General features: G+C 68.1%; 18 protein-coding genes. 16 read left to right on the forward strand and 2 right to left on the reverse strand.

What is annotated here, in order from left to right:
- The first annotated feature begins 9 nt into the window (after positions 1-9).
- The 3 genes from V4U86_RS00975 to V4U86_RS00985 are packed head-to-tail and all read left to right on the forward strand — an operon-like array spanning position 10 to position 1,823.
- Entirely contained in the window at positions 10-783 is a 774-nt protein-coding gene (locus tag V4U86_RS00975) for a lysophospholipid acyltransferase family protein (protein ID WP_395309448.1), read from the forward strand.
- A gap of 18 nt (positions 784-801) precedes the next feature.
- A complete protein-coding gene (locus V4U86_RS00980) occupies positions 802-1,008 on the forward strand; it encodes a hypothetical protein (protein ID WP_395309449.1) in 207 nt (68 codons plus the stop codon).
- Positions 1,005-1,823 (forward strand): HAD family hydrolase, encoded by an 819-nt coding sequence (locus V4U86_RS00985; RefSeq protein ID WP_395309450.1) that lies wholly within the window; start codon positions 1,005-1,007, stop codon positions 1,821-1,823. The genes V4U86_RS00980 and V4U86_RS00985 overlap by 4 nt, the downstream gene beginning before the upstream one ends.
- 6 nt (positions 1,824-1,829) lie before the next feature.
- Here V4U86_RS00985 and V4U86_RS00990 read toward each other — a convergent pair whose 3' ends face one another.
- Entirely contained in the window at positions 1,830-3,422 is a 1,593-nt protein-coding gene (locus V4U86_RS00990) for an N-acetylmuramoyl-L-alanine amidase (RefSeq protein ID WP_395309451.1), read from the reverse strand.
- Between the two features lie 146 nt (positions 3,423-3,568).
- Positions 3,569-4,546: a hypothetical protein gene (locus tag V4U86_RS00995; RefSeq protein ID WP_395309452.1), complete on the reverse strand. Its 978-nt coding sequence runs from the start codon at positions 4,544-4,546 to the stop codon at positions 3,569-3,571.
- 266 nt (positions 4,547-4,812) lie between these two features.
- On the opposite strand from V4U86_RS00995, the gene glf reads away from it, so the two are divergent.
- The 13 genes from glf (at position 4,813) to V4U86_RS01060 (ending at position 25,424) form a co-directional block, all read left to right on the forward strand.
- A complete protein-coding gene (gene glf, locus V4U86_RS01000) occupies positions 4,813-6,027 on the forward strand; it encodes a UDP-galactopyranose mutase (RefSeq protein WP_395309453.1) in 1,215 nt (404 codons plus the stop codon).
- Entirely contained in the window at positions 6,024-7,979 is a 1,956-nt protein-coding gene (locus V4U86_RS01005; RefSeq protein ID WP_395309454.1) for a glycosyltransferase, read from the forward strand. The genes glf and V4U86_RS01005 overlap by 4 nt, the downstream gene beginning before the upstream one ends.
- Before the next feature lies 1 nt (position 7,980).
- Positions 7,981-8,511: a phosphatase PAP2 family protein gene (locus V4U86_RS01010; protein ID WP_395309455.1), complete on the forward strand. Its 531-nt coding sequence runs from the start codon at positions 7,981-7,983 to the stop codon at positions 8,509-8,511.
- Positions 8,508-9,422, forward strand: coding sequence for a decaprenyl-phosphate phosphoribosyltransferase (locus V4U86_RS01015; protein ID WP_395309456.1), 915 nt, complete (start codon positions 8,508-8,510; stop codon positions 9,420-9,422). The genes V4U86_RS01010 and V4U86_RS01015 overlap by 4 nt, the downstream gene beginning before the upstream one ends.
- Positions 9,400-11,367 carry a flagellar motor control protein ZomB gene (gene zomB / locus V4U86_RS01020; RefSeq protein ID WP_395309457.1) on the forward strand — a complete coding sequence of 656 codons (1,968 nt, stop codon included), beginning with the start codon at positions 9,400-9,402 and terminating at the stop codon, positions 11,365-11,367. Before V4U86_RS01015 ends, zomB begins: the two co-directional genes overlap by 23 nt.
- 155 nt (positions 11,368-11,522) lie before the next feature.
- A complete protein-coding gene (locus tag V4U86_RS01025) occupies positions 11,523-12,497 on the forward strand; it encodes an esterase family protein (RefSeq protein ID WP_395309458.1) in 975 nt (324 codons plus the stop codon).
- A 98-nt stretch (positions 12,498-12,595) separates the two neighbouring features.
- Positions 12,596-13,594: an esterase family protein gene (locus V4U86_RS01030; RefSeq protein WP_395309459.1), complete on the forward strand. Its 999-nt coding sequence runs from the start codon at positions 12,596-12,598 to the stop codon at positions 13,592-13,594.
- 148 nt (positions 13,595-13,742) lie between these two features.
- A complete protein-coding gene (locus tag V4U86_RS01035; protein ID WP_395309460.1) occupies positions 13,743-14,630 on the forward strand; it encodes an esterase family protein in 888 nt (295 codons plus the stop codon).
- 74 nt (positions 14,631-14,704) lie between these two features.
- Positions 14,705-15,208, forward strand: coding sequence for a DUF732 domain-containing protein (locus V4U86_RS01040; protein WP_395309461.1), 504 nt, complete (start codon positions 14,705-14,707; stop codon positions 15,206-15,208).
- A 64-nt stretch (positions 15,209-15,272) separates the two neighbouring features.
- Complete coding sequence (locus V4U86_RS01045; RefSeq protein ID WP_395309462.1) at positions 15,273-16,283, forward strand: cutinase family protein; 1,011 nt, start codon at positions 15,273-15,275, stop codon at positions 16,281-16,283.
- Between the two features lie 216 nt (positions 16,284-16,499).
- Positions 16,500-18,389 carry a long-chain-fatty-acid--AMP ligase FadD32 gene (gene fadD32, locus V4U86_RS01050; protein WP_395309463.1) on the forward strand — a complete coding sequence of 630 codons (1,890 nt, stop codon included), beginning with the start codon at positions 16,500-16,502 and terminating at the stop codon, positions 18,387-18,389.
- 61 nt (positions 18,390-18,450) lie between these two features.
- Positions 18,451-23,853 (forward strand): polyketide synthase Pks13, encoded by a 5,403-nt coding sequence (pks13, locus tag V4U86_RS01055; protein ID WP_395309464.1) that lies wholly within the window; start codon positions 18,451-18,453, stop codon positions 23,851-23,853.
- A 14-nt stretch (positions 23,854-23,867) separates the two neighbouring features.
- Positions 23,868-25,424: an acyl-CoA carboxylase subunit beta gene (locus V4U86_RS01060; RefSeq protein WP_395312276.1), complete on the forward strand. Its 1,557-nt coding sequence runs from the start codon at positions 23,868-23,870 to the stop codon at positions 25,422-25,424.
- Position 25,425: the final 1 nt, after the last annotated feature.

Here is a 25,425-nt window from a genome sequence, read left to right on the forward strand (position 1 = left end):
CTGGGGCGTGTGGAGCCGGTATACGGGACTGTCATTCAAGCCGCCCGACTGGTGTGGCGGCTGCAGGGATTGAAGTTCACCGTGACCGGGGTGGAGAACCTGCCGGTGACCGGTGGGGCGGTGATCGCCGTCAACCACACCAGCTATTTCGACTTCACCTTCGCCGGCCTGCCCGCCTACCGGCAGGGTCGCGGGCGCAAGGTCCGCTTCATGGCGAAGAAGGAGGTCTTCGATCACAAGATCGGTGGCCCCATCATGCGCAAGCTGCGCCACATCGAGGTGGACCGGGCCAGTGGGGCCGACTCGTTCGCGGCGGCATGTGCGGCACTGCGGGCCGGCGAACTGGTCGGTGTGTACCCCGAGGCGACCATCAGCCGCAGCTTCGAGATCAAGGGCTTCAAATCCGGGGCGGCCCGGATGGCCATCGATGCCGATGTCCCGATCGTCCCGCACATCATCTGGGGCGCCCAGCGGATCTGGACGAAGGGACAGCCGCGCAACATGCGCCGGCCGAAGGTGCCCATCTCGATCGCCGTCGGTGAACCGATCTACCCGACCCTGCCGCCGGCCGAGCTGACGGCGCTGTTGCACCACCGGATGGCGCATCTGTTGGAGCAGGTCCAGGAGTCCTACGGCCCGCATCCGCAGGGCGAGTTCTGGGTTCCGCACCGGTTGGGCGGCGGCGCGCCGACGCTGGCCGAGGCGAACCGGATGGACATGGAGGAAGCTGCCGAGAAGGCGGCCAGGCGTAGGGCCGATGCCCCGGGTGAGGCGCCGGAGTAGCGTGCGATCGACGCGCGGGTGCCCACCATCCCGGTCATCGTCTGGGGCGCACACCGGATCTGGACCAAGGACCACCCGAAAAATATGGGCCGCAGCAAGATTCCCATCACCGCGGCGATCGGACCGCCGATGGATCCGACGCCGGATGTGGAGCACACGATGAGGGAGTTGAGGACGGCGATGCAGACATTGCTCGACAAGCACGACCGGTCCGGGCGACGATGATGCTGCCCGCACTGATCGCCACCGACGTGGACGGCACGCTGCTCGACAACTCCGAGCGGGTGACGCCCCGCACCGTGGCGGCGATCCGCGCCGCGGTGGATGCCGGCACCCGTTTCGTGCTGGCCACCGGCCGGCCGCCGCGCTGGGTGCCGCCGATCGTCGAGGAACTCGGTTTCGCGCCGATGGCGGTGTGCGCCAACGGCGCGGTGATCTACGACCCGGCGACGGACCGCATCGTCTCGGCGCGCACGCTGTCGGTGCAGCAGCTGGCCTCGCTGGCCGAAATCGCGGCGCGGGTCATCCCGGGCTCCGGACTGGCCGTCGAACGGGTGGGTCGCAGTGCGCACGACGCGGCGACCCCGCAGTTCGTCAGCTCACCCGGATATGAGCACGCCTGGTTGAACCCGGACAACACCGAGGTGTCGCTGGAGGATCTGCTGAGTGCGCCCGCGGTCAAGCTGCTGATCCGCAAAGCCGGTGCGCGCAGCGGAGATATGGCCGCCGCGCTCGCTCCGCACATCGGATCCGAGGCGGACCTGACCTATTCGACCAACAACGGGTTGATCGAGGTGCTGCCGCGCGGGCTGAGCAAGGCGACCGGCATCGCCGAGATCGCCGGTCCGCTGGGCATCGACGCCTCCGAGATCGTCGCGTTCGGCGATATGCCCAATGACATCCCGATGCTGCGCTGGGCCGGGCTCGGGGTGGCGATGGGCAATGCGCACCCCGAAGCGCTGGCCGCCGCCGATGAGGTCACCATGCCCAACAGCGACGACGGATTGGCGCGGGTGCTCGAACGCTGGTGGCTCGCCTAGATCGGCTCAGGCCTGGTTGCTGATCGGGGTGAACCGCTCCAGTTGCACGGGGGAGTGATCGGGGCGCGGAAGTTCCGCCGGCACACCGTCGATGACGCGGGTGATCGTCCCCGTCTCGCGGTCGAAGTTGAGGGTGCCGTGCTGGAAGTTCTGCTTGATCCACAACGGCTCCTGGATTTCGCCGCTGGTCGGCAGGCCGAGCGCACCACGCTCGAATCCCAGTGTGCCCCAAGCCTCGTAGATGGCGCCGGTGACGGGCTGTGCACCGGTGACCGGTGACCAGTACATGGCGCCGCGGTCGAAGGTGACATACCGGGTATCGCCCAGCCCGGAGGCCTCCGGTGAGCTCGGCATGCCCAACGGGCCGGACTCGCTGCGCATGGCCAGCCACTTGGTGAAGATGGCGCCGCCGCGCAGCGAGTCGATGAGGTCCTGCGGCCCCGAGGGCTGATTGAACCGGGCCGCGATGTCGCGGATCAGGTCCATCTGCGCGTACGCGGCATCACCGGGGCAGTCGGTGTTTCCGACGTCGCGGTGGGTGAAGATGCTCGGCAGGGTGGGGGTGGCGCCCCGGGGGAACAGCGTGAAGCTGCCGCCCGCGGAGGTCAGTGCCACGGTGCCGCGCGGGTCGACGCGGTCCAGGCCGAGCCGCCAGCCCAGCAACCGTCCGGTGGTGCGCAGCTGGATCGGGGTGGGCGGTTCGGCATTGAAGTCGCCGAGCATCGCCACACCCCAGGTGTCGGTGTTGAAACCGCCGGTGTGCGCGCCCTGCACGGCCCGGCTCATTCCGCCGGCGCGGCCTTCGAAGACCTGCCCGTACTTGTCGACCATGGCGTTGTAGGCGATGTCGCACCAACCCAGGGTGCGCGCGTGGTACTCGTAGATCGACCGCACGATCCCCGCCGAATCCTGCGGCGTGTAATCGTTGCTGCCCGCCGTGTGGTGTACGACGCCTGCCCGGATCCCGGTGTCGTAGATGGGATTTCCGCACTTCATCGATTCGTTGGCGCCCCATTGGGCGCGGGTGATGATGTGCGGCGCCTGGCCGGGGACGGTGGCCGCGGTGGGCGGCGGCTGCACGTCCATCGGCGCTTCCGGCGGGCTGATGAGCACGGCGTTGACGTTCTGTGGCAGCGGCTGTTCGACGTTGGCCGGGATGTAGCCGAGGTCGGGGCGGGGTCTGGCCGCCGGCGGCGGGGCCGGGTCGGTGCGGGTGACCGCGATCTGCACGGTGTTGGTGCGCCCGACGAACACCGGTTCGGTGCCGTGGGTGTCGCGTTGCTCCGGGCCGACGCCTTCGAGCGCTTCGGCCTCGTACCAGGGGCCCCAGCTACCGTCCCCGCGCTTGGCGCGGATCCGCGCACTGGTTCCGTCGAGGTTGTCGGCGGTCAACGCGACCAACGAGAACGGAGTGTCCTGGTGGATCTCGCGGATGGTCTCCCCGCCGCCGATCTCGGCCAGGGGCTGCTGACTGATCGCGGTCGACCAGTCCCCGGTGGCCGAATCTTCGGGCAGTCCGCTGATGGCCCACGGCAGGATGGCGACCGTGCCCAGCACTGCGGAGAGCAGCAGAGATGGCGCAGGACGACGACGCAGCACGAGCTGATGTTACGTATGAGCCCACTGTTACTAGTGTTGCGACACGGTCCTGTGAGGCGGAAGTTTCGCCAGGGGCGCCCGCGCACAACGGCACCGCAGAGCCGACGCTGGCTTCTGCGGTGCCGTTAGGTGACAGGTACTGGTGATCAGGCCCCGGCCGCCGAAGCGACTGCTGCGGCGGTGCCGGTGGCGGCCTCGGCCGCGCCGACGGCGGCTTCGGTCGCCGCTGCCGGGGCGGCAGCGGCCGCGGGGGCCGCGGCGGGCGCGGCACTCTTGACCGCCGACATGATGGCCGGCATCACCATGCCCTTGAGCAGGTCGATGGCCTGGCCCGCACCGAGCTGTTCGGCGGCCTGGTTGATGGTGCCGAGGATGCCGCCACCCCCGGTCGACGCCGGCATGGCCGCGAGCGTCGGGTCCGCGCCCAGGATCGGGTACGTGCCCGCCATCGGGTCCAGGCCGATGGGTGCCGCGATCGGGACCTCACCGGGCAGACCCAGCCCGGCCCCGGTCAGCGCCGGATCGGTCAGGCCGATCGGGCTGGTCAGCCCGGGATCGGTGAGCGAGGTCGGCGACAGCGTTCCCGGCGACAACGCTCCCGGGGTCAGCGACGGGCCCGCCGCGCCGACCGGCGGGATGCTCAGGCCGGGCGTGGTCAACTCGGGCGTGCTGAGGCCCGGGGTGGTGAGCCCGGGGGTGGTCAGTTCCGGTGTGGTCAGCCCCGGTGTGGTGAGCCCCGGTGTGGTCAGGCCCGGGGTGGTGAGCTCGGGGGAGGTCAGCCCCGGCGTGGTGAGACCCGGGGAGGTCAGACCGGGGGACGTGAGCCCCGGGGAGGTCAGCCCCGGCGAGACCAGGGTCGGGCTGGCGGCCGGCGAGCCGGTGAGCAGGCCGGTCGGCATCGGCGGCATGTTGACGCCGAACTGGGACAGCCCCTGGGACAGGGCGGAGAGCAGTTCACCGGGCAGATCGGTGATCATCGCGGCGTGGACGAACTCGCGCTGCTGCGGGGCGTCCTGCGCTTCGGACAGTTCGGAAACGGCGGCAATAGCGACTGGACTTGCGACGGCCAGGGCGGCGACTGCGCTCATGGCTGTCGAGAGCTTGCGTCGACGTCGGTTCGGCACGGAAGTCTCCTCAATACATGGACTACGTTTTTCCGGGTGTGGTGCATATGTGCTGGTTAATCGCGTCGGCGCGAACGGTTCTCGTGCCCGGGTTACCGCCCTTTGCCGACGTGTTGATGGTACTGCCGTGACTACTGGGTCTAGAGTGACGATGCGGAATCGTGAGCTAATTGCGACCTGTCACCGCCCGCGCCGAGACGCAACGCGGTGCCGGGCAGCTCACACATTTCGGGTCGGCCGGTCCCGGTCGGATACCCTTGCTGCCGATGACCGCTGAACCAGATCACGTGGATCTTTTCGTCGTCGGCTCCGGATTCTTCGGCCTGACGATCGCTGAACGCGTGGCCAACGAACTCGGCAAGCGAGTGCTCGTCGTCGACCGGCGCTCCCATATAGGAGGTAACGCCTACTCCGAACCGGACCCCGAGACCGGGATCGAGGTGCACCGCTACGGCGCGCACCTGTTCCACACCTCCAACCAGCGGGTCTGGGATTACGTCCGGCAGTTCACCGACTTCACCGGCTACCAGCACCGGGTGTTCGCATTGCACAAGGGGCAGGCCTACCAATTCCCGATGGGGCTGGGCCTGGTGTCGCAGTTCTTCGGGCGCTACTTCAGCCCGGACGAGGCGCGGGCGTTGATCGCCGAGCAGTCCAGCGAGATCGCCACGGCCGAGGCGCGGAACCTGGAAGAGAAGGCGATCTCGTTGATCGGGCGCCCGCTCTATGAGGCCTTCGTCAAGCACTACACGGCCAAGCAGTGGCAGACCGATCCCACGGAGTTGCCCGCGGCCGTGATCAGCCGGCTGCCGGTGCGCTACAACTTCGACAACCGCTACTTCAATGACACCTACGAGGGTCTGCCGGTCGACGGGTACACCGCGTGGCTGCAGAACATGGCGGACCACGAGAACATCGAGGTCCGCCTGGACACCGACTGGTTCGACGTCCGCGACGAGCTGCGCGCCGCGAACCCGAACGCCCCGGTGGTGTACACCGGTCCGCTCGACCGCTACTTCGACTATGTGGACGGCCGGCTGGGCTGGCGGACGCTGGACTTCGAGACCGAGGTTCTGCGCGATTGCGGGGACTTTCAAGGCACCCCCGTCATGAACTACAACGACGCCGATGTGCCCTTCACCCGCATCCACGAGTTCCGGCACTTCCATCCGGAGCGGGACTACCCGGCCGACAAGACCGTGATCATGCGGGAGTACTCGCGCTTCGCCGATGACGACGACGAGCCGTACTACCCGATCAACACCGATGCCGACCGCGCGCTGCTGGCCGGGTACCGGGACCGGGCGAAGGCCGAGACCGCGGCGGCCAAGGTGCTGTTCGGCGGCCGGCTGGGCACCTACCAATACCTCGATATGCACATGGCGATCGCCAGTGCCCTCAACATGTACGACAACATTCTGGCGCCGCACCTGCGCGACGGGGCAGCCCTGAGTGACAACGACGAAGGCAGTAGTTCATGAGCGAGATCCCGTCCGGTGCACTCGACTCCGTGCAGTCACGCGCGGTGAGCCTGTTGGCGCGGGTGCTCCTTCCACGTCCCGGTGAGCCGCTGGACGTGCGCAAGCTCTACATCGAGGAATCCTCGACCAATGCGCGCCGGGCACACGCGCCGACCCGCACCACGCTGGAGATCGGTGCCGAGTCCGAGGTCTCCTTCGCCACCTACTTCAACGCCTTCCCGGCCAGCTACTGGCGCCGCTGGTCGGTGCTGGGTTCGGTGGTGCTGCGCGTCGAACTGAGCGGCACCGCCCGTGTCGACGTCTACCGCTCCAAGGCCACCGGCGCGCGGATCACCGTCGGCGGCACCGAGGCGGTCGGTGCCGAGGATGGCAAGCCGGCCGTGGTGGAATTCGAGGTCGATCTGGCCCCGTTCGAGGACGGTGGGTGGATCTGGTTCGACATCACCACCGACACCAAGGTGAACGTGCACAGTGCCGGCTGGTACGCCCCGATCCCGGCACCCGGGCGGGCCGATGTCGCCATCGGCATCCCGACCTTCAACCGGCCCGCGGACTGTGTCAGCGCGCTGGCCGCGCTGACCTCCGACCCGTTGGTCGACGAGGTGATCAGTGCGGTGATCGTTTCCGATCAGGGCACCAGGCAGGCCAAGGACCATCCCGGATTCGCGGCGGCCGCCGCTGCGCTCGGGGACCGGCTGTCGGTGCGCTACCAGCCCAACCTCGGCGGCTCCGGCGGTTACAGCCGGGTGATGTACGAGGCGCTGAAGAACACCGACTGCGAACAGATTCTGTTCATGGACGACGACATCCGGGTCGAGCCGGATTCGATCCTGCGGGCCCTGGCATTCAACCGGTTCGCCAAGGTGCCGACGCTGGTCGGTGGCCAGATGCTCAATCTGCAGGAACCGTCGCACCTGCACGTGATGGGTGAGATGGTCGACTCGGAGAACTTCATGTGGACCGGCGCGATCAACACCGAGTACGACCACAACTTCGCCAAGTACCCGCTCAACGACGAGGAGCAGGAGCGCAGCAAGCTGCTGCACCGCCGCATCGACGTCGACTACAACGGCTGGTGGATGTGCATGATCCCGCGGCAGGTGGCCCAGGAACTGGGGCAGCCGCTACCGCTGTTCATCAAGTGGGACGACGCCGAGTACGGGCTGCGGGCCGCCGAGCACGGCTATCCCACCGTCACCCTGCCCGGCGCGGCGATCTGGCACATGGCCTGGAGCGACAAGGACGACGCCATCGACTGGCAGGCCTACTTCCACCTGCGCAACCGGCTGGTGGTCGCGGCCCTGCACTGGGACGGCAAGATCAGCGGGCTGCTGCGCAGCCACCTCAAGGCGACCTTCAAACACCTTCTCTGCCTTGAGTACTCGACGGTCGCCATCCAGAACAAGGCGATGGACGACTTCCTGGCCGGCCCGGACCACATCTTCTCCATCCTGGAGTCCGCGCTGCCCGACGTCCGCAAGCTGCGCGAGCAGTTCCCGGACGCCGTGGTGCTGGAGAGTGCGACCGTGCTGCCCGCCCCGTCGGACAAGAAGTGGCGCCGCAAGGTCAGCATTCCCACCAACGCGCCGGCGATCCTCATCCGTCTGACTCAGGGTGTGCTGCACCAACTCTCGGTGCACAACCCGGAACATCACGTCCGGCCGCAGGTCAACGTCGCCACCCAGGACGCCCGCTGGTTCTCGTTGTGCAAGGTCGACGGTGTCACCGTGACCACCGCCGACGGGCGCGGTGTGGTGTACCGCCAGCGGGACCGCGCCAAGATGTTCGAACTGCTGCGGGAATCGGTGACCCGGCAGATCAAGCTGGGCCGCAAGTTCGCCAAGATGCGCAAGGTGTACCGCAAGGCGCTGCCCGAGCTGACCAGCACCCAGCGGTGGGAAGCCGTGCTCCTGGCCACCGAACCGGTGCCCGCGGCCCTGGAAAAGGCCTGACGTGGCAGGCGATCTGGCGCCCGAAGAGACGGCGCTGGTAGCAGTTCAGGCTGCTTTGACCGGACGCCCCGGAGTGCTGGCCACCGCGCGTACGCTGTCGCACTTCGGTGAGCACAGCGCCGGCTGGGTCGGCGTCTCGGCGATCGGCGCCGCGCTCTCGCCCCGACGGCGCCGCGAATGGCTGGGCGTCGGCGTCGGCGCGTTCGCAGCGCACGCGGCCGCCGTGGTGATCAAACGCGTCGTCAAGCGACCGCGCCCGCATCACCCGGCCATCGCCATCAACGTGGGCACGCCGAGCAAGTTGAGCTTCCCGTCGGCCCACGCGACGTCGACCACCGCAGCCGCGATCCTGCTGGCGCGGGTCACCGGTACCCGACTGCCGCTGCTGCTGGTTCCGACGATGGCGCTGTCCCGCCTGGTGCTGGGGGTGCACTATCCGACCGATGTGCTGACCGGAATCGCGGTCGGCGCCACGGTCGCCCGGACCGTCGGTGCCGTCACGGGCCCGCCTTCGAAGGAGAAAACCCTGTGAGCGAAGAGCCCCTTCCGGTCGCCGGTCCGCCGAAGAACCTGGCGAGCGGAATCGTCAAGGCGCTACGGCCGCGGCAGTGGGTGAAGAACGTCCTGGTCTTCGCCGCGCCGGTGGCCGCGTTCGGTGTCGACGCCAACCTGGACTACGGCGAGGTGCTCACGAATGTGGGCATCGCCTTCGTGGTGTTCTGCATGGCGGCCTCGAGCATCTATCTGATCAACGACGCCCGCGACGTGGAAGCCGACCGGGCCCACCCCACCAAGAGGTTCCGGCCCATCGCGGCCGGCGTGGTGCCGGTGTCGCTGGCATACATACTGGCCGTGGTGCTCGCGGTCGCCGCACTGGGCATCTCCTGGCAGGTCAACTCGAGTCTGACCACCGTGATGGCCGCCTACATCGCCATCCAGCTCGCCTACTGCTTCGGCCTGAAACATCAAGCGGTACTGGACATCTGCATCGTGTCGTCCGGGTTCCTGATCCGGGCGATCGCCGGTGGTGCGGCCGCGTCCATTCAGCTCTCACAATGGTTCCTGCTGGTGTTCGCGTTCGGGTCGTTGTTCATGGCGGCCGGCAAGCGCTACGCCGAGTTGCACCTCGCCGAGCGCACCGGAGCAAAGATCCGGAAGTCGCTGGAGAGCTACACCAGTTCCTATCTGCGCTTCGTGTGGACGCTGGCGGCGACGGCGGTGGTGCTCTGCTATGCGTTGTTCGCCTTCGAACGTGACGGCGGTTCGGCATCGTGGTGGGCCGTGTCGATCATTCCGTTCACCATCGCCATCCTGCGTTACGCGGTCGACATCGACGGCGGCGACGCGGGCGAGCCCGAGGAGATCGCACTGGGGGACCGGGTGCTGCAGCTGCTCGCTCTGGCGTTGATCGGAACCGTCGGTGCCGCGGTTTACTTCGGTTGACCGGGCCGGACGCGCCATTGCGGCGCGTCTGAGCGACTGGCCCGCCTACCGCTACAGCCTGTCGGTTCGGCTGAGCCTGTGGGTGTCGGTCCTGGTGACCGCCGGACTGTTCGGTTGGGGTGCCTGGCAGCGTCGCTGGATGGCCGACGACGGCCTGATCGTGCTGCGCACGGTGCGCAATCTGTTGGCCGGCAACGGCCCGGTGTTCAACGCGGGGGAACGCGTCGAGTCGAACACCTCGACGCTGTGGACCTACCTGATCACCGGGGCGAGCTGGCTGGCCGGGCCGATGCGTCTGGAGTACGTGACGCTGGCACTGACCCTGGGGCTGAGTGTGGCCGGGGTGGTGTTCGTCATGCTGGGCACCGCGCGCCTGTACGCGCCGCGACTGCAGGGACGGCGGGCACTGCTGTTGCCGGCCGGCGCGCTGATCTACATCGCCATCCCGCCGGCCCGTGACTTCGCCTCCTCCGGTCTCGAAAACGGTTTGGTACTGGCCTATATCGGGCTGCTGTGGTGGCTGTTGGTGTGCTGGTCGCAGGCCCCGTCGATCGAGCGTGCCCGGCCCGGGCACTACCTGACCGTGGGCCTGGCCTTCGTGGCCGGGCTGAGCGTGCTGGTCCGCCCCGAGCTGGCACTGGTCGGCGGTGGGGCGCTGGTGTTGATGGTGCTCGCCGCGACGGGCTGGCGCCAATGGCTGCTGATCGCGGTCGCCGGTGGCGCACTGCCGGTGGCGTATCAGATCTTCCGGATGGGCTACTACGGACTGCTGGTGCCGCAGACCGCGATCGCCAAGGACGCCTCGGGCGCGAAATGGTCGCAGGGCCTGACCTATCTGGGCAACTTCAACGCCCCCTATCTGCTGTGGATCCCGCTGGTGCTGGTGATCCTGATCGGCATCCTGCTCTCGGTGTCCCAGCTCCGGCCGCCCGCCCGCGGTGCGCGGCGGTGGCGCGGCGCATTGCAGAGCCCGACAGCCGTGGTGATCTTCATCGTCGTCAGCGGTGCGGTACAGGCGGTGTACTGGGTGCGGCAGGGCGGCGATTTCATGCACGGCCGGGTGCTGCTGACGGCGGTGTTCCTGATGCTGGCGCCGCTGGCGGTCATCCCTATCACGGTCCCGCGCACGGAGAAGTTCAGCACACGCACCGGCTACTTGCTTGCCGGCGCCACCGGCGTGCTGTGGGTGGCGACCGCCGGATGGTCACTGTGGGCGGCGAATTCGCCGGGCATGGGGGCCGACGCGACACGGGTTACCTACACCGGCATCGTCGACGAACGACGCTTCTACGCGCAGGCGACCGGCCACGCCCATCCGTTGACGGCGGCCGATTACCTGGACTACCCGCGGATGCGGGCGGTCCTGGTGGCCCTGCGCAACACCCCCGACGGCGCGCTGCTGCTGCCGTCGGGCAACTACGACGTGTGGGACGTGGTGCCGGCCATCCCGCCACCGCCGGACATGCCCCGCCCACCCGGCGAAAATGGCCCGCACACAGTCTTTTTCACGAACATGGGCATGCTCGGCATGAATGTGGGTCTGAACGTCCGGGTGATCGACCAGATCGGGCTGACCAACCCGCTCGCCGCGCACACGGCGCGACTGGAAGACGCCCGCATCGGCCACGACAAGAACCTGTTCCCGGACTGGGCGGTGGCCGAGGGCCCGTTCCTCAAGGAACGGCCCTATATCCCGCCGTACCTCGACGAGGACTGGATCATCCAGGCCGAGGCCGCGCTGAAATGCCCTGACACCGTGGCGAAACTGAATGCGGTGCGTTCCCCGATGGGCCCGCGCCGGTTCCTGTCCAACATCGTGCACGCGCTGGACTTCGGTTCCTACCGGATCGACCGGGTCCCGCTCTATGAGCTGCGCCGATGCGGTCTGGGCATCCCGCCGCCGAAGACCCCGGAGTACACCGGACTGCCTGCCACCGGACCGTGATCTGGGTTACTACGGTTTTGCGGCCGCGGTAACGGCGCGGTTATGTTGAGGCGATAAAGGAGCGTGGCCGACGATGCCCGCACCTGCTCGTGGGGGAGTTGCCCCTGGTGATGCGCGCTATCGCGTCGCCTGTGACATGGATGGATAGACAACAGATGGGCAGAACCCGTTTCGCGAGACTGCTGCGCGCCACGGTGGTGGCGATCGCCGCCGCGGCGACGATCACCGTGGTGCCCGCCCCCACTGCCGCCGCGTTCTCCCGCGAGGGTCTGCCGGTCGAGTACCTCGACGTGTTCTCCCCTTCGATGAACCGCAACATCCGGGTGCAGTTCCAAGGCGGAGGCGCTGAAGGGGGCGGCAAGGCCGTCTATCTCCTCGACGGGCTGCGCGCCCAGGACGACTACAACGGCTGGGACATCAATACCGCGGCCTTCGAATGGTTTTATGAATCCGGGATCTCGGTGGTCATGCCGGTCGGCGGCCAGTCCAGCTTCTACTCCGACTGGTACTCGCCGTCGAGCTTCAACAACCAGGCCTACACCTACAAGTGGGAGACCTTCCTCACCAGCGAACTGCCGCAATGGCTGGCCGCCAACAAGCAGGTGTCGCCGACCGGAAACGGCGTGGTCGGGCTGTCCATGGCGGGCGGCGCGGCACTCATCCTGGCCGCCTACCATCCGGCCCAATTCACCTACGCCGCATCGCTGTCGGGATTCCTCAACCCGTCGACCACCTTCATGAAGCAGGCCATCCGGGTCGCCATGCTCGACTCCGGCGGCTACAACGTGGACAACATGTGGGGTCCGCCGTGGGATCCGGCCTGGAAGCGCAACGACCCCACCGAACAGGTCGGCAAACTGGTCGCCGCCGGCACCAGACTGTGGATCTACTGTGCGCCAGGTGGTTCCACGCAGCTGGACGAGAACGCCGACCCCGGCCAGAAGTTCAACGCCGACAGCCTGGAAGGGCTGGCGATCGGCAGCAACAGGAAGTTCCAGGAGCGTTACACCGCCGCGGGCGGCCACAACGCGACCTTCGACTTCCCGTCGGCCGGCAACCATTCGTGGGCATACTGGGGGGCCCAATTGCAGGCTCTCAAGCCCGATCTGATCGCCACGATCAATCGCTGAGACGGCTACCAGGTGTGACTTCGCCGGAGAGAGAACTCGACCCCGGGTGTGGTTGACTACACGGGCACTTGAGCCAGAAAAGATGGGATAGAAAGCTGATGAGTTTCGTTTCGAAGTTGCGCGGTGCCACGCGCCGAGTGGTGGTCGCGACCGCAGCGGTCGCGGTGCTGCCCGGTTTGGTGAGCGCCGTCGGCGGCTCGGCGACGGCAGGAGCTTTCTCTCGGCCGGGTCTGCCGGTCGAATACCTCGAGGTCCCGTCGGCCGGGATGGGCCGAGACATCCGCGTCCAGTTCCAGAGCGGCGGTGAGAACTCGCCGGCGGTCTACCTGTTGGACGGTTTGCGTGCCCAGGACGACTTCAACGGCTGGGACATCAACACCGCGGCGTTCGAGTGGTACGAGGGTTCGGGTCTGTCGGTGGTCATGCCGGTCGGCGGCCAGTCCAGCTTCTACTCCGACTGGTACAAGCCCGCCTGCGGCAAGGCCGGTTGCTCCACCTACAAGTGGGAGACCTTCCTGACCCAGGAGCTGCCCGCGTTCCTGGAGGCCAAGGGTGTGGACCGCACCCGCACGGCCGCCGTCGGTCTGTCGATGGCCGGATCGGCCGCGCTGACCCTGGCCATCTGGCATCCCGGGCAGTTCCAGTACGCCGCCTCGCTGTCGGGCTACCTGAACCCGTCCGAGGGCTGGTGGCCGTTCCTGATCAACATCTCGATGGGTGACGCGGGCGGTTACAAGGCCGATGACATGTGGGGCAAGACCGAGGACGCCAGCAGCGCCTGGAAGCGCAACGACCCGATGGTCAACATGGACCGTCTCGTTGCCAACAACACCCGCGTCTGGATCTTCTGCGGTAACGGCAAGCCGGCCGAGGTCAACGGCAACGTGGCCGGCGACAACCTGCCCGCGAAGTTCCTGGAGAGCTTGACGCTGCGTACCAACAAGACGTTCAAGGACGACTACCTTGCCGCCGGCGGCACCAACGGTGTCTTCAACTTCCCGGCGGGCGGAACGCACGACTGGCCGTACTGGGGTCAGCAGCTGCAAACCATGAAGCCGGACATCCAGCGCGTGCTGGGTGCCACCCCCGCGGCCTGACAGCTGCGGCGGTAGCCACAACTCACAGCCGACGGCGGCGCCCCAGCGGGGTGCCGCCGTCGGTCGTTTCCAACTCGCGTCCCCGCGGTGATGTGATTCACTACAACGCGGTGGCGGGGAGATTGCTGACCAAAGAATGAGGTGGGATATGAGGCTGCGCGCGATACTCGGCGCGGTGCTGTTGGCCACGGGCCTGTGGACGGTGTCGGCCAACGCGGACACCCCGGCCAAGGCCGACGCTGTCGAGTACCTGATGGTGCCCTCGGCGGCGATGGGCCGGGACATCCCGGTCGCGTTCCAGGCCGGCGGCCCGCACGCGGTCTACCTGCTCGACGCGTTCAACGCCGCCCCCGATGTCAGCAACTGGGTGACCGCGGGCAACGCCATGAACACCTTCGCCGGATCCGGCGTCTCGGTGGCGGCGCCGGCCGGCGGCGCGTGGAGCCTGTACACCAACTGGGAGCAGGACGGCAGCAAGCAGTGGGAGACCTTCCTGGCCACCGAACTGCCGAACTGGCTGGCCGCCAACAAGGGCCTGGCCCCCGGTGGGCACGGTGTGGTCGGTGCCTCCCAGGGTGGCACCGGCGCGTTGATGCTGGCGACCTTCCATCCCGACCGGTTCCGCTACGCGGGTTCGCTGTCGGGATTCCTGACCCCGTCGCGCACCTTCGAGAACGGTGCGATCACCGCGGGCATGGCGCAGTTCGGCGGCGTGAACACCCACAACATGTGGGGCCCGGTGCAGTTCGGCCGGTGGAAGTGGCACGACCCCGATGTGCACGCGCAGCTGCTGGTGGACAACAACACCCGGCTGTGGATCTTCAGCCCCCAGACCACCACCTGCAGCGACCCGGTCGCGATGATCAACGACTGCGCACAGGCCCAGGGCAGCAACCGCACCTTCTACTCGCACTACCGCTCGATCGGCGGCCGCAACGGGCACTTCGATTTCCCGACCGGCGGTCAACATGACTGGGGAAACTGGTCGGCACAGTTGGCGGCTCTGCGGGGTGACCTGGTGGCAGCCATCGCCTGATCGGTGATCGCGGTGCGATAACGGTCACAGCCGGGTACCGGAAACGGCCTCCGGCAGCCGGTACCGTGGGATTCGTGGCGCGAAACCGACGGTGGGTGAACACCCTGGCAAAGTGGCCGGTGGTATCCCCGACGTTGGTCGTGGTAGCCCCGGTGATGCTGGCCTCGGTGACCGCGTTGTCCACCGGCTGCGCCCTCGGCGACCGGACGCTGTCCACCATCGGCCAACCGGCGGCGGAGTCGACCGAGGAGCAGGTGCGTGGTCTGCAGGGGGCGCTGCGGGCCGGCGGCCATCCCGAGAAACACTTCGCGGTGACCGCCGATCAGCAGGCCTACCTCGACGCGTTGGTCGACGCCGGGGTGCACCCCTCCGATGAACTCATGGCGCTGAGCATCGGCGCCTACGTCTGCCAGGCCCGCGCGGCCGGACAGTCCGAGCATGCGGTCCGGGACTTCGTGCTGCCGCTGGTCCGCGATGATGTCGACGACGCCCATGCCGGCTCGGTGGCCCCGGATATCGATGAGGTCGATTCGGCAACGGCTGACTACATTCGCATCGCTACCGAACGGCTCTGCTAAACCAGCAGCAGCACGCACCACCCGCCCGCCGGTTGAGTCGGCGCATGTGAGGAGTCAAGACACCATGGCGAAAAAGAGCCGACGTAAACGGCACCGCATTCTCGCGCTGGCCGCGGCCGGGGCGATCGCGGTGCTGGTGGCGGTGCTTGTCGCCGGTGTGGTGGTCTTCCTGCGCCAGCCCGACAGGATCGATCTGCCCCCGGGCGCATCGCCCACCGAGCAGCCCGGCGCTGTGCCCCCGACGAGCAAGCCGCGCCCGGAGTTCCAGGACGCCAGTTGCCCGGACGTCCAGTTGGTCTCGATCCCGGGGACCTGGGAGTCCTCACCGCAACTGGACCCGTTCAACCCGGTGCAGTTCCCGATCGCCCTGCTGCTCAATGTCACCAATCCGCTGCGCGCCGAGTTCGGCACCGACCGGGTGGAGATCTACACCGTCCCCTACACCGCGCAGTTCCACAATCCCTTCTCCGCCGACGGCCAGATGTCCTATGACGACAGCCGGGCCGAGGGGTTCGGCGCCGCGGTGCGGGCGATGACGGATATGAACAACCGGTGCCCGTTGACCAGCTACGTGCTGGTGGGCTTCTCCCAGGGCGCGGTGATCGCCGGGGACCTCGCCAGTGACATCGGTAACGGCCGCGGACCGGTGGACCAGGATCTGGTGCTCGGGGTGATGTTGATCGCAGACGGCCGCCGCCAGGACGGCGTGGGCCAGAACCTGAGCCCCAACCCGCCGGGGCAGGGCGCGGAGATCACCCTCCACGAGTTGCCGATGCTGTCCGCGATGGGCCTGTCGATGACCGGTCCCCGCGACGGGGGTTTCGGGGCGCTCGACGACCGCACCTACCAGATCTGTGGTGCGGGCGATCTGATCTGCGCGGCACCGGAATCGGCGTTCTCGGTGACCAACCTGCCGGCCACCCTGAGCACCCTGATCGGCAGCGCCGCCGGGCCGGTGCACGCGCTGTACAACACGCCGCAGTTCTGGACACTGGATGGCAAGACCACCACCCAGTGGACGCTGGATTGGGTGCGCGGTCTGATCGAGAATGCGCCGCATCCGAAGCACGGTTGAGAGCGCTACATCCGCCAGGCGCTCCGCTCGCCCCGGGCGCGACTCGCCGGTAACCAGATTTGGCCTGCGGGAATCGGTCACCTAACATTAAGAGAAAACTAAGAGCGGTCGCGGTCGGCTCATGGTCGTCCGGAGGTGGAAAGCCGCCGCCCCGGTACGATTCCGGAGGTCTTTGCGATCGTGCGAGATTTGAGTGTGCTGTGACAGGAGTCTTTGATGCCGTTCCATAACCCGTTCATCAAGAACGGACAGATCAAGCTCCCCGACAACGGCAGCATCGTCCAGCACGTCGAGCGCTGGGCCAAGGTCCGCGGCGACAAACTGGCCTACCGCTTCCTGGATTACTCGGTCGAGCGTGACGGCGTCGCCCGCGATCTGACCTGGGCCGAGTTCAGCGCCCGCAACCGCGCCGTCGCCGCCCGGCTGCAGCAGGTCACCGCCGAGGGCGACCGGGTCGCCATCCTCAGCCCGCAGAACCTCAACTACCTGGTGGCCATGTACGGCGCCATCTACGCCGGCCGGGTCGCGGTGCCGCTGTTCGACCCGTCCGAGCCCGGACACGTCGGCCGCCTGCATGCCGTGCTCGACGACTGCCGGCCCTCCGCCGTGCTGACCACCACCGAAGCCGCCGAGGGTGTGCGCAAGTTCTTCCGCAGCCGCCCGGCCAACCAGCGTCCCCGCGTGATCGCCGTCGACGCGGTGCCCGACGAGGTCGCCGGCACCTGGGTTCCGGTCGATGTCACCAAGGACACCGTCGCCTACCTGCAGTACACCTCGGGTTCCACGCGCATCCCGACCGGTGTGCAGATCACCCACCTGAACCTGGCGACCAACATCGTGCAGATCATCGAGGCCCTGGAGGGTGAAGAGGGCGACCGCGGTCTGTCCTGGCTGCCGTTCTTCCACGACATGGGCCTGATCACCGCGCTGCTGGCGCCGATGATCGGTCACAACTTCACCTTCATGACCCCGGCCGCCTTCGTGCGTCGTCCCGGCCGCTGGATCCGTGAGATGGCCCGTAAGCCCGAGGACACCGGTGGTGTCATCTCGGTGGCGCCGAACTTCGCCTTCGACCACGCCGCCGCGCGTGGGCTGCCCAAGGACGGCGAGCCGCCGCTGGACCTGTCCAACGTCAAGGCCGTCCTCAACGGCAGCGAGCCGATCTCGGCGGCCACCGTGCGCCGGTTCAACGAGGCCTTCGGCCCGTACGGATTCTCGCCGAAGGCCATCAAGCCCTCCTACGGGCTGGCCGAGGCCACTCTGTTCGTGTCGACCACCCCGGCGTCCGAAGAGCCCAAGATCCTCTACGTCGACCGCGACGCGCTGAACAACAATCAGATCGTCGAGGTGGACGCCGATTCGCCGACGGCCGTCGCGCAGGCCTCGGCCGGCAAGGTCGGTATCTCGGAGTGGGCCACAATCGTGGACGCGGAGTCCGCCACCGAGTTGCCCGACGGTCAGATCGGTGAGATCTGGATCAGCGGCAACAACATGGGCACCGGCTACTGGGGCAAGGCCGAGGAGACGGTCAACACCTTCCAGAACATCCTCAAGTCGCGCACCAACCCGTCGCACGCCGAGGGCGCCGCCGACGACGCCACCTGGGTGCGCACCGGCGACTACGGCGCGTTCTACGACGGTGACCTCTACATCACCGGCCGCGTCAAGGATCTGGTCATCATCGACGGCCGCAACCACTACCCGCAGGATCTGGAGTACTCGGCGCAGGAGGCCAGCAAGGCGGTCCGCACCGGCTTCGCCGCGGCGTTCTCGGTGCCTGCCAACCAGCTGCCCGCCGAAGTGTTCGAGGACTCGCACACCGGGTTGAAGTTCGACCCCGAGGACACCTCCGAGCAGCTGGTCATCGTCGCCGAGCGGGCGCCGGGATCGCACAAGCTGGAGCTGGGCCCGGTCATCGACGACATCCGCGCCGCGATCGCGGTGCGCCACGGCGTCACCGTGCGCGACGTGCTGCTGACACCGGCGGGCGCGATCCCGCGCACCTCCAGCGGCAAGATCGGCCGGCGCGCCTGCCGGGCGGGGTACCTGGACGGCAGTCTGCGCAGCGGCAAGATCGCCAACGACTTCCCCGATGAGACCGACTGAGACCGACTGAGTTTCCGGCCGCGCAACCAAGGCCGCACGGCGGCGAAAGTGAATAGTGAAAATGACTGAACCACAAGATAATTCACTCCAGCCAGAGGCCGCCGGACTTCCGGCCGTTTCCGGATCCGCCTCGGACGCCGTCGCCCCGGCCCGTGGTGACATGACGGTGGCCGAGATGCGTGAATGGCTGCGCAATTGGGTGGCCAACGCGACCGGTCAGTCGCCGGACACCATCAACGAGTCCGCGCCGGTGGTCGAGCTGGGCCTGTCCTCGCGCGACGCGGTGGCCATGGCCAGCGACATCGAGGACCTGACCGGGGTCACGCTGACCGCCACCGTGGTATTCCGAAACCCGACCATCGAGGCGCTGGCAACCGTCATCATCGAGGGCGAGCCCGAGCCGGTGGTGGATGCCGACGAGGACTGGAGCCGCGAGCCCGGGGTCGAGGACATCGCCATCGTGGGGCTCGCGACCCGCTTCCCCGGTGATATGAACAGCGCCGAGGAGATGTGGGCCGCCCTGCTCGAAGGTCGCGACGCCAGTTCGGATCTGCCCGAAGGGCGTTGGTCGGAATTTCTCGGCGAGCCCCGCATCGCCGAGCGGGTCGCCAAGGCGCACACCCGCGGCGGCTACCTGTCCGACATCAAGGGCTTCGACTCGGAGTTCTTCGCGCTGTCGAAGATGGAAGCCGACAACATCGACCCGCAGCAGCGGATGGCCCTGGAACTGACCTGGGAGGCCCTCGAGCACGCGCGGATCCCGGCCTCCAGCCTGCGCGGCGCCGATGTCGGTGTTTACGTGGGCAGCTCGAACAACGACTACATGTTCCTGGCGGTCGCCGACCCCACCACCGCGCATCCGTACGCCATCACCGGCACCACGAGTTCCATCATCGCCAACCGGGTGTCCTACTTCTACGACTTCCGTGGCCCGTCGGAGTCCATCGACACCGCCTGCTCCAGTTCGCTGGTGGCCGCCCATCAGGGGGTGCGCGCACTGCGTACCGGTGAGATCGACGTGGCCATCGTCGGCGGGGTGAACGCCATGGTGACGCCGATCGTCACCATCGGCTTCGACGAGGTCGGCGGGGTGCTGGCCCCGGACGGCCGGTGCAAGTCCTTCTCCTCGGACGCCAACGGTTACGCCCGCTCCGAGGGCGGCGGCATGCTGGTTCTCAAGCGGGTCTCCGACGCGCGCCGCGACGGTGACGAGATCATCGCCGTCATCGCCGGCAGCGCGGTGAACCACGACGGCCGCTCCAACGGCATGCTGGCGCCCAACCCGGACGCACAGGCCGCCGTGCTGCGCAAGGCGTACAAGGACGCGGGGATCAACCCGCGCGACGTCGACTACATCGAGGCGCACGGCACCGGCACCATCCTGGGCGACCCGATCGAGGCCGACGCCCTGGGCCGGGTGGTCGGCCTGGGCCGAGCCGACGACAAGCCCGCCCTGCTGGGTGCGGTGAAATCCAACCTGGGACACCTGGAATCGGCAGCCGGTGCGGCCAGCCTGGCCAAGACGGCGCTCTCGCTGCAGCGCGACAAGGTGCCGCCGTCGATCAACTACGCCGGGCCCAACCCGTACATCGACTTCGGCAAGGAACACCTGAAGGTCAACGACACCGTCAGCGACTGGCCGCGCTACAGCGGCCACGCCATCGCCGGTGTGTCCGGCTTCGGGTTCGGTGGCGCCAACGCGCACCTGGTGCTGCGTGAGGTGCTGGCCTCCGACCTGGTCGAGCCGGAGCCCGAAACCCCTGCGGTCGAGGACAAGCCGTCCGCCGAGGCCGACGCGGTGTATGTCGGCGGGGTCCGGATGGACGAGTACGGCGAGTTCATCGATGACGAGGACGACACCGCCGGTGACGGAGTCCCGACCTACGGTGAGGGCGAGTACGAGCTGCCCGGCCTCACCGACGAGGCCAAGCGGCTCATCGAGGTCTCCCGGGAGGAGCTAGAGAGCGGCGAACAGCCTAATCCTGTTGTCCCGCTGTTTGTCTCAGGCTTCCTGACCTCACGCAAGCGGACCGCGGCCGCCGAGCTGGCGGACTGGATCGACAGCGAGGCGGGCCGCGCCTCCTCGCTGGAGTCGATCGGCCGTTCGCTGTCGCGGCGCAACCATGGGCGCTCGCGCGCGGTGGTTCTGGCCCACGATCACGACGAGGCCGTCAAGGGTCTGCGCGCGCTGGCCGACGGCAAGCCCAGCCCGCTGGTGCTGGCCGCCGACGGCCCGGTCACCAACGGCCCGGTCTGGGTGTTCGCCGGTTTCGGTGCCCAGCACCGCAAGATGGGCAAGAGCCTGTACCTGCGCAACGAGGTGTTCGCCGAGTGGATCAACAAGGTGGACGCCCTGATCCAGGACGAGCGCGGCTACTCGGTGGTCGAGTTGATCCTCGACGACTCGATCGACTACACCAACGAAACCTGCGAATACCCCATCGAGGTCGTCCAGACGGTCATCTTCGCGCTGCAGATCGCGCTCGGTGAACTGCTGCGCCACCACGGTGCCACCCCCGGCGCGGTGATCGGGCAGTCGCTCGGCGAGGCCGCCGCGGCCTACTTCTCCGGTGGCCTGTCGCTGGCCGACGCCACCCGGACCATCTGCTCGCGTGCCCACCTGATGGGTGAGGGCGAGGCCATGCTGTTCGGCGAGTACATCCGATTGATGGCGCTCGTCGAGTACTCGGCCGAGGAGATCAAGACGGTCTTCTCCGACTACCCCGGGCTGGAGGTGTGCGTCTACGCCGCGCCCACCCAGACCGTCATCGGCGGTCCGCCCGACCAGATCGACGCGATCGTCGAACGCGCGGAAGCCGAGGGCAAGTTCGCCCGCAAGCTGCAGACCAAGGGTGCCAGCCACACCCAGCAGATGGATCCGCTGCTCGGCGAACTCGCCGCCGAACTGCAGGGCATCGAGGCGCACCCGCTGCAGACGGGCTACTACTCCACGGTGCACGAGGGCGCGTTCATCCGGGCCGGCGCCGAGCCGATCCACGATGTGGACTACTGGAAGAAGGGGCTGCGGCACAGCGTCTACTTCACCCACGGCATCCGCAACGCGGTCGACAACGGGCACACCACCTTCCTGGAGCTGGCACCGAATCCGGTGGCGCTCATGCAGGTCGGCCTGACGACGGCTGCCGCCGGCCTCCACGATGCCCAGCTGATCGGGACGCTGGCCCGCAAGCAGGACGAGGTCGACTCGATGACGGTGGCGATGGCCACCCTCTACGTGCACGGCCACGACCTGGATCCGCGCAGCCTGTTCCCGCGCACCGCCCGCGGTCTGGCCGGCGCGCTGGACTACGCCGACATCCCGCTGACCCGGTTCAAGCGCAAGGAGCACTGGCTCGATGCCCGGTTCACCGGGGACAGCTCGGTGCTCATGCCGGGTACCCATGTGGCCACCCCGGACGGCCGGCACGTCTTCGAATACGCGCCGGACGGCGAGACGGACCTGGCTGCACTGGTGAAAGCAGCTGCCGCGCAGGTGCTTCCGGATGCCACGCTGACCGCCTCCGAGCAGCGCGCGGTGCCCGGCGCGGGCTCGCGGCTGGTGACCACGGTGACCCGCCATCCGGGCGGAGCGTCGGTGCAGGTGCATGCCCGCATCGACGAGTCGTTCACCCTGGTCTACGACGCCATCGTCACCCGCGGCGGCGCGCAGGCCGTGCTGCCGACCGCGGTGGGCGCAGGCACGCTCGCCGAGACCACCGCCGTCCCGGCGGTGGCGGAGGAGCCCGCGGACGAAGCGTTCGAGGCCGACAACCTCACCGCCGGTGCGAATCTCGGTGCGAGCTTCGCGAAGTGGTCACCGGATTCCGGTGAGACCGTCGCGGACCGGCTGGGCACCATCGTCGGCAGCGCCATGGGCTACGAGCCCGAGGATCTGCCCTGGGAGGTGCCGCTGATCGAGCTGGGCCTGGATTCCCTGATGGCCGTTCGGATCAAGAACCGGGTCGAGTACGACTTCGATCTGCCGCCGATCCAGCTGACCGCGGTGCGTGATGCCAACCTGTACGCGGTGGAGAAGCTGATCCAGTACGCGATCGAGCACCGCGACGAGGTCGGCGAGCTCGCCGAGGCGCAGAAGGGCCAGACCGCCGAGGAGATCGCAGCGGCCCAGGCCGAACTGATGGGCGGGGCGACGACGGTCGCCGAGCTGGAGGCCAAGCTGGCCGAGGCGGGTCACCCGCTGGCCGATAAGGCCGACGAGACCGCCGAGTCGCTGGCCGAGGTGGGGATCGAGATCCCGCCGCCGCCAACCGATCCGAGCGGTATCCCCGCTCCGCCCACGAATCCGAGCGGCCCCTCGAACGCCACCGCGGCGGCGGCCGCGGCCAAGGTGCTCACCCAGGAGGCCGTCACCGAGGCGCTCGGCGCCGACGTGCCCCCGCGTGACGCCGCCGAGCGGGTCACCTTCGCCACCTGGGCGATCGTCACCGGCAAGTCGCCCGGCGGCATCTTCAACGAGTTGCCCGCGCTGGACGAGGCGGCGGCGACGAAGATGGCCGACCGGCTGTCCGAGCGGGCCGAGGGCCCCATCACCGTCGAGCAGGTCAGCACGGCCAAGACCATCGAGGAGCTGGCCACCCACGTGCGCAACCAGCTCGAGGACGGTGTGGTCGACGGGTTCGTGCGCACCCTGCGCCCGCCGGTCGAGGGCTCGAACGCGGTGCCGCTCTTCGTGTTCCACCCAGCCGGTGGCTCCACCGTGGTGTACGAACCGCTGATCAAGCGGCTGCCAACCGACATCCCGGTGTACGGCATCGAGCGGGTCGAGGGGTCCATCGAGGAACGTGCCGCCGAGTACGTGCCCAAGCTGCTCGAACTGCACAAGGGCCCGTTCGTGCTGGCGGGTTGGTCGCTGGGTGGCGCACTGGCCTACGCCTGCGCCATCGGGCTCAAGCAGTCCGGGGCCGACGTGCAGTTCGTCGGACTCATCGACTGCGTGCGTCCGGGCGTGCCGATCGACAAGACCCAGGCCGGTATGCGGGCCCGGTGGGATCGCTACGCGCGGTTCGCCGAGCGCACCTTCAACGTCGAGATCCCCGAGATCCCGTACGAGGAACTGGAGAAGCTCGACGACGAGGGTCAGGTGCGCTACGTGCTCGACCTCGTGGCGCAGAGCGGCGTGCAGATCCCGGGCGGCATCATCGAGCACCAGCGCACCTCGTATTTGGACAACCGGGCGCTGGACACCATCGAAATCCGGCCCTACGACGGACATGTCACGCTCTACATGGCCGACCGCTACCACGATGACGCCATCGTCTTCGAACCGGCGTACGCCACCCGCCAGCCCGACGGTGGCTGGGGTGAGGCCGTCGCCGACCTGGAGGTGGTGCCCATCGGCGGCGAGCACATCCAGGCCATCGACGAGCCTTATATCGCGAAGGTCGGCGCTCACCTGAGCGAGGCCATCAACCGCATCGAAGCGAGCCAGAAGGAAAACCAGTGACCGAAAACCCTGCCGTGCAGCCGAAGACGGCCACCACAGCGGAGAAATTGGCCGAACTTCGCGAGAAGCTGGAACTGGCAAAGGATCCCGGCGACGAGAAGGCCCGGGCCAAGCGGGACAAGCGCGGCATCCCCAGTGCGCGTGCCCGCATCCACTCGCTGCTCGACCCGGGCAGCTTCCTGGAGATCGGCGCGCTGGCCCGTACCCCCGGTGACCCGAACGCCTTCTACGGCGACGGTGTGGTCACCGGGCACGGCACCATCGACGGCCGCCCGGTCGGCGTGTTCAGCCACGACCAGACGGTGTTTCAGGGGTCGGTCGGCGAGATGTTCGGCCGCAAGGTCGCCAAGCTGATGGAGTGGGTGGCCATGGTCGGCTGCCCGATCATCGGCATCAACGACTCCGCCGGTGCGCGCATTCAGGACACCGCGACCTCGCTGGCCTGGTACGCCGAACTCGGCCGCCGGCACGAGCTGCTGCGCGGGCAGGTCCCGGAGATCTCGCTGATCTTCGGCAAGTGCGCGGGTGGCGCGGTGTACTCGCCCATCCAGACCGACCTCGTCGTCGCGGTCCGCGACCAGGGCTACATGTTCGTCACCGGTCCGGACGTCATCAAGGACGTCACCGGTGAAGAGGTCACCCTCGACGAACTCGGCGGGGCCGACGCGCAGGCCCGCTACGGCAACATCCATCAGGTGGTGGAGTCCGAGGCCGCTGCGTTCCAGTACGTCCGGGACTACCTGAGCTTCCTGCCCGGCAACACCTTCGACGATCCGCCGATCGTCAACCCGGGCCTGGAACCGGAGATCACCCCGCACGATCTGGAACTCGACGCGATCGTGCCGGACTCGGACAACCAGGCCTACGACATGATGGAGATCCTGCTGCGGATCTTCGACGACGGCGACGTGTTCCAGGTCGCCGAGCAGGCGGGCCCGTCCATCATCACCGCCTTCGCCCGGGTCGACGGCCGGCCGGTCGGCGTCATCGCCAACCAGCCGTCCTACATGTCCGGTGCGATCGACAACGAGGCCTCCGACAAGGCCGCCCGTTTCGTGCGGTTCTGCGACTCGTTCAACACCCCGCTGGTCTTCGTGGTGGACACCCCCGGCTTCATGCCCGGGGTCGAGCAGGAGAAGGGCGGCATCATCAAGCGCGGCGGCCGGTTCCTCAACGCCGTCGTGGAGGCCGACATCCCCAAGGTGACCATCACGGTGCGCAAGTCCTACGGCGGTGCTTACGCGGTGATGGGTTCCAAGCAGCTCACCGCCGACCTCAACTTCGCCTGGCCGACCGCGCGCATCGCCGTGATCGGCGCCGAGGGCGCGGCCCAGCTGCTGGTGAAGCGCTTCCCGGATCCCACCGCACCCGAGGTGCAGAAGATCCGCAAGGAGTTCATCGAGGGGTACAACGCCGGTATGGCGGTGCCGTGGATCGCCGCCGAGCGCGGCTACATCGACGGGGTGATCGAGCCGCACGAGACCCGTCTGCTGCTGCGCAAGTCGATGCGGCTGCTGCGGGACAAGCAGATCCAGCGGGTGCAGCGAAAGCACGGCCTGACGCCGATCTAAC

The organism is Mycobacterium sp. AMU20-3851 (genome assembly GCF_043974665.1).
Lineage (GTDB): Bacteria > Actinomycetota > Actinomycetes > Mycobacteriales > Mycobacteriaceae > Mycobacterium.

Coding starts and splice junctions, on each gene's coding strand:
- V4U86_RS00985 (WP_395309450.1), top strand. CDS start 1,005: ATGATGCTGCCCGCACTGATCGCCACCGACGTGGACGGCACGCTGCTC.
- glf (WP_395309453.1), top strand. CDS start 4,813: ATGACCGCTGAACCAGATCACGTGGATCTTTTCGTCGTCGGCTCCGGA.
- V4U86_RS01005 (WP_395309454.1), top strand. CDS start 6,024: ATGAGCGAGATCCCGTCCGGTGCACTCGACTCCGTGCAGTCACGCGCG.
- V4U86_RS01025 (WP_395309458.1), top strand. CDS start 11,523: ATGGGCAGAACCCGTTTCGCGAGACTGCTGCGCGCCACGGTGGTGGCG.
- V4U86_RS01030 (WP_395309459.1), top strand. CDS start 12,596: ATGAGTTTCGTTTCGAAGTTGCGCGGTGCCACGCGCCGAGTGGTGGTC.
- V4U86_RS01035 (WP_395309460.1), top strand. CDS start 13,743: ATGAGGCTGCGCGCGATACTCGGCGCGGTGCTGTTGGCCACGGGCCTG.
- V4U86_RS01045 (WP_395309462.1), top strand. CDS start 15,273: ATGGCGAAAAAGAGCCGACGTAAACGGCACCGCATTCTCGCGCTGGCC.
- fadD32 (WP_395309463.1), top strand. CDS start 16,500: ATGCCGTTCCATAACCCGTTCATCAAGAACGGACAGATCAAGCTCCCC.
- pks13 (WP_395309464.1), top strand. CDS start 18,451: ATGACTGAACCACAAGATAATTCACTCCAGCCAGAGGCCGCCGGACTT.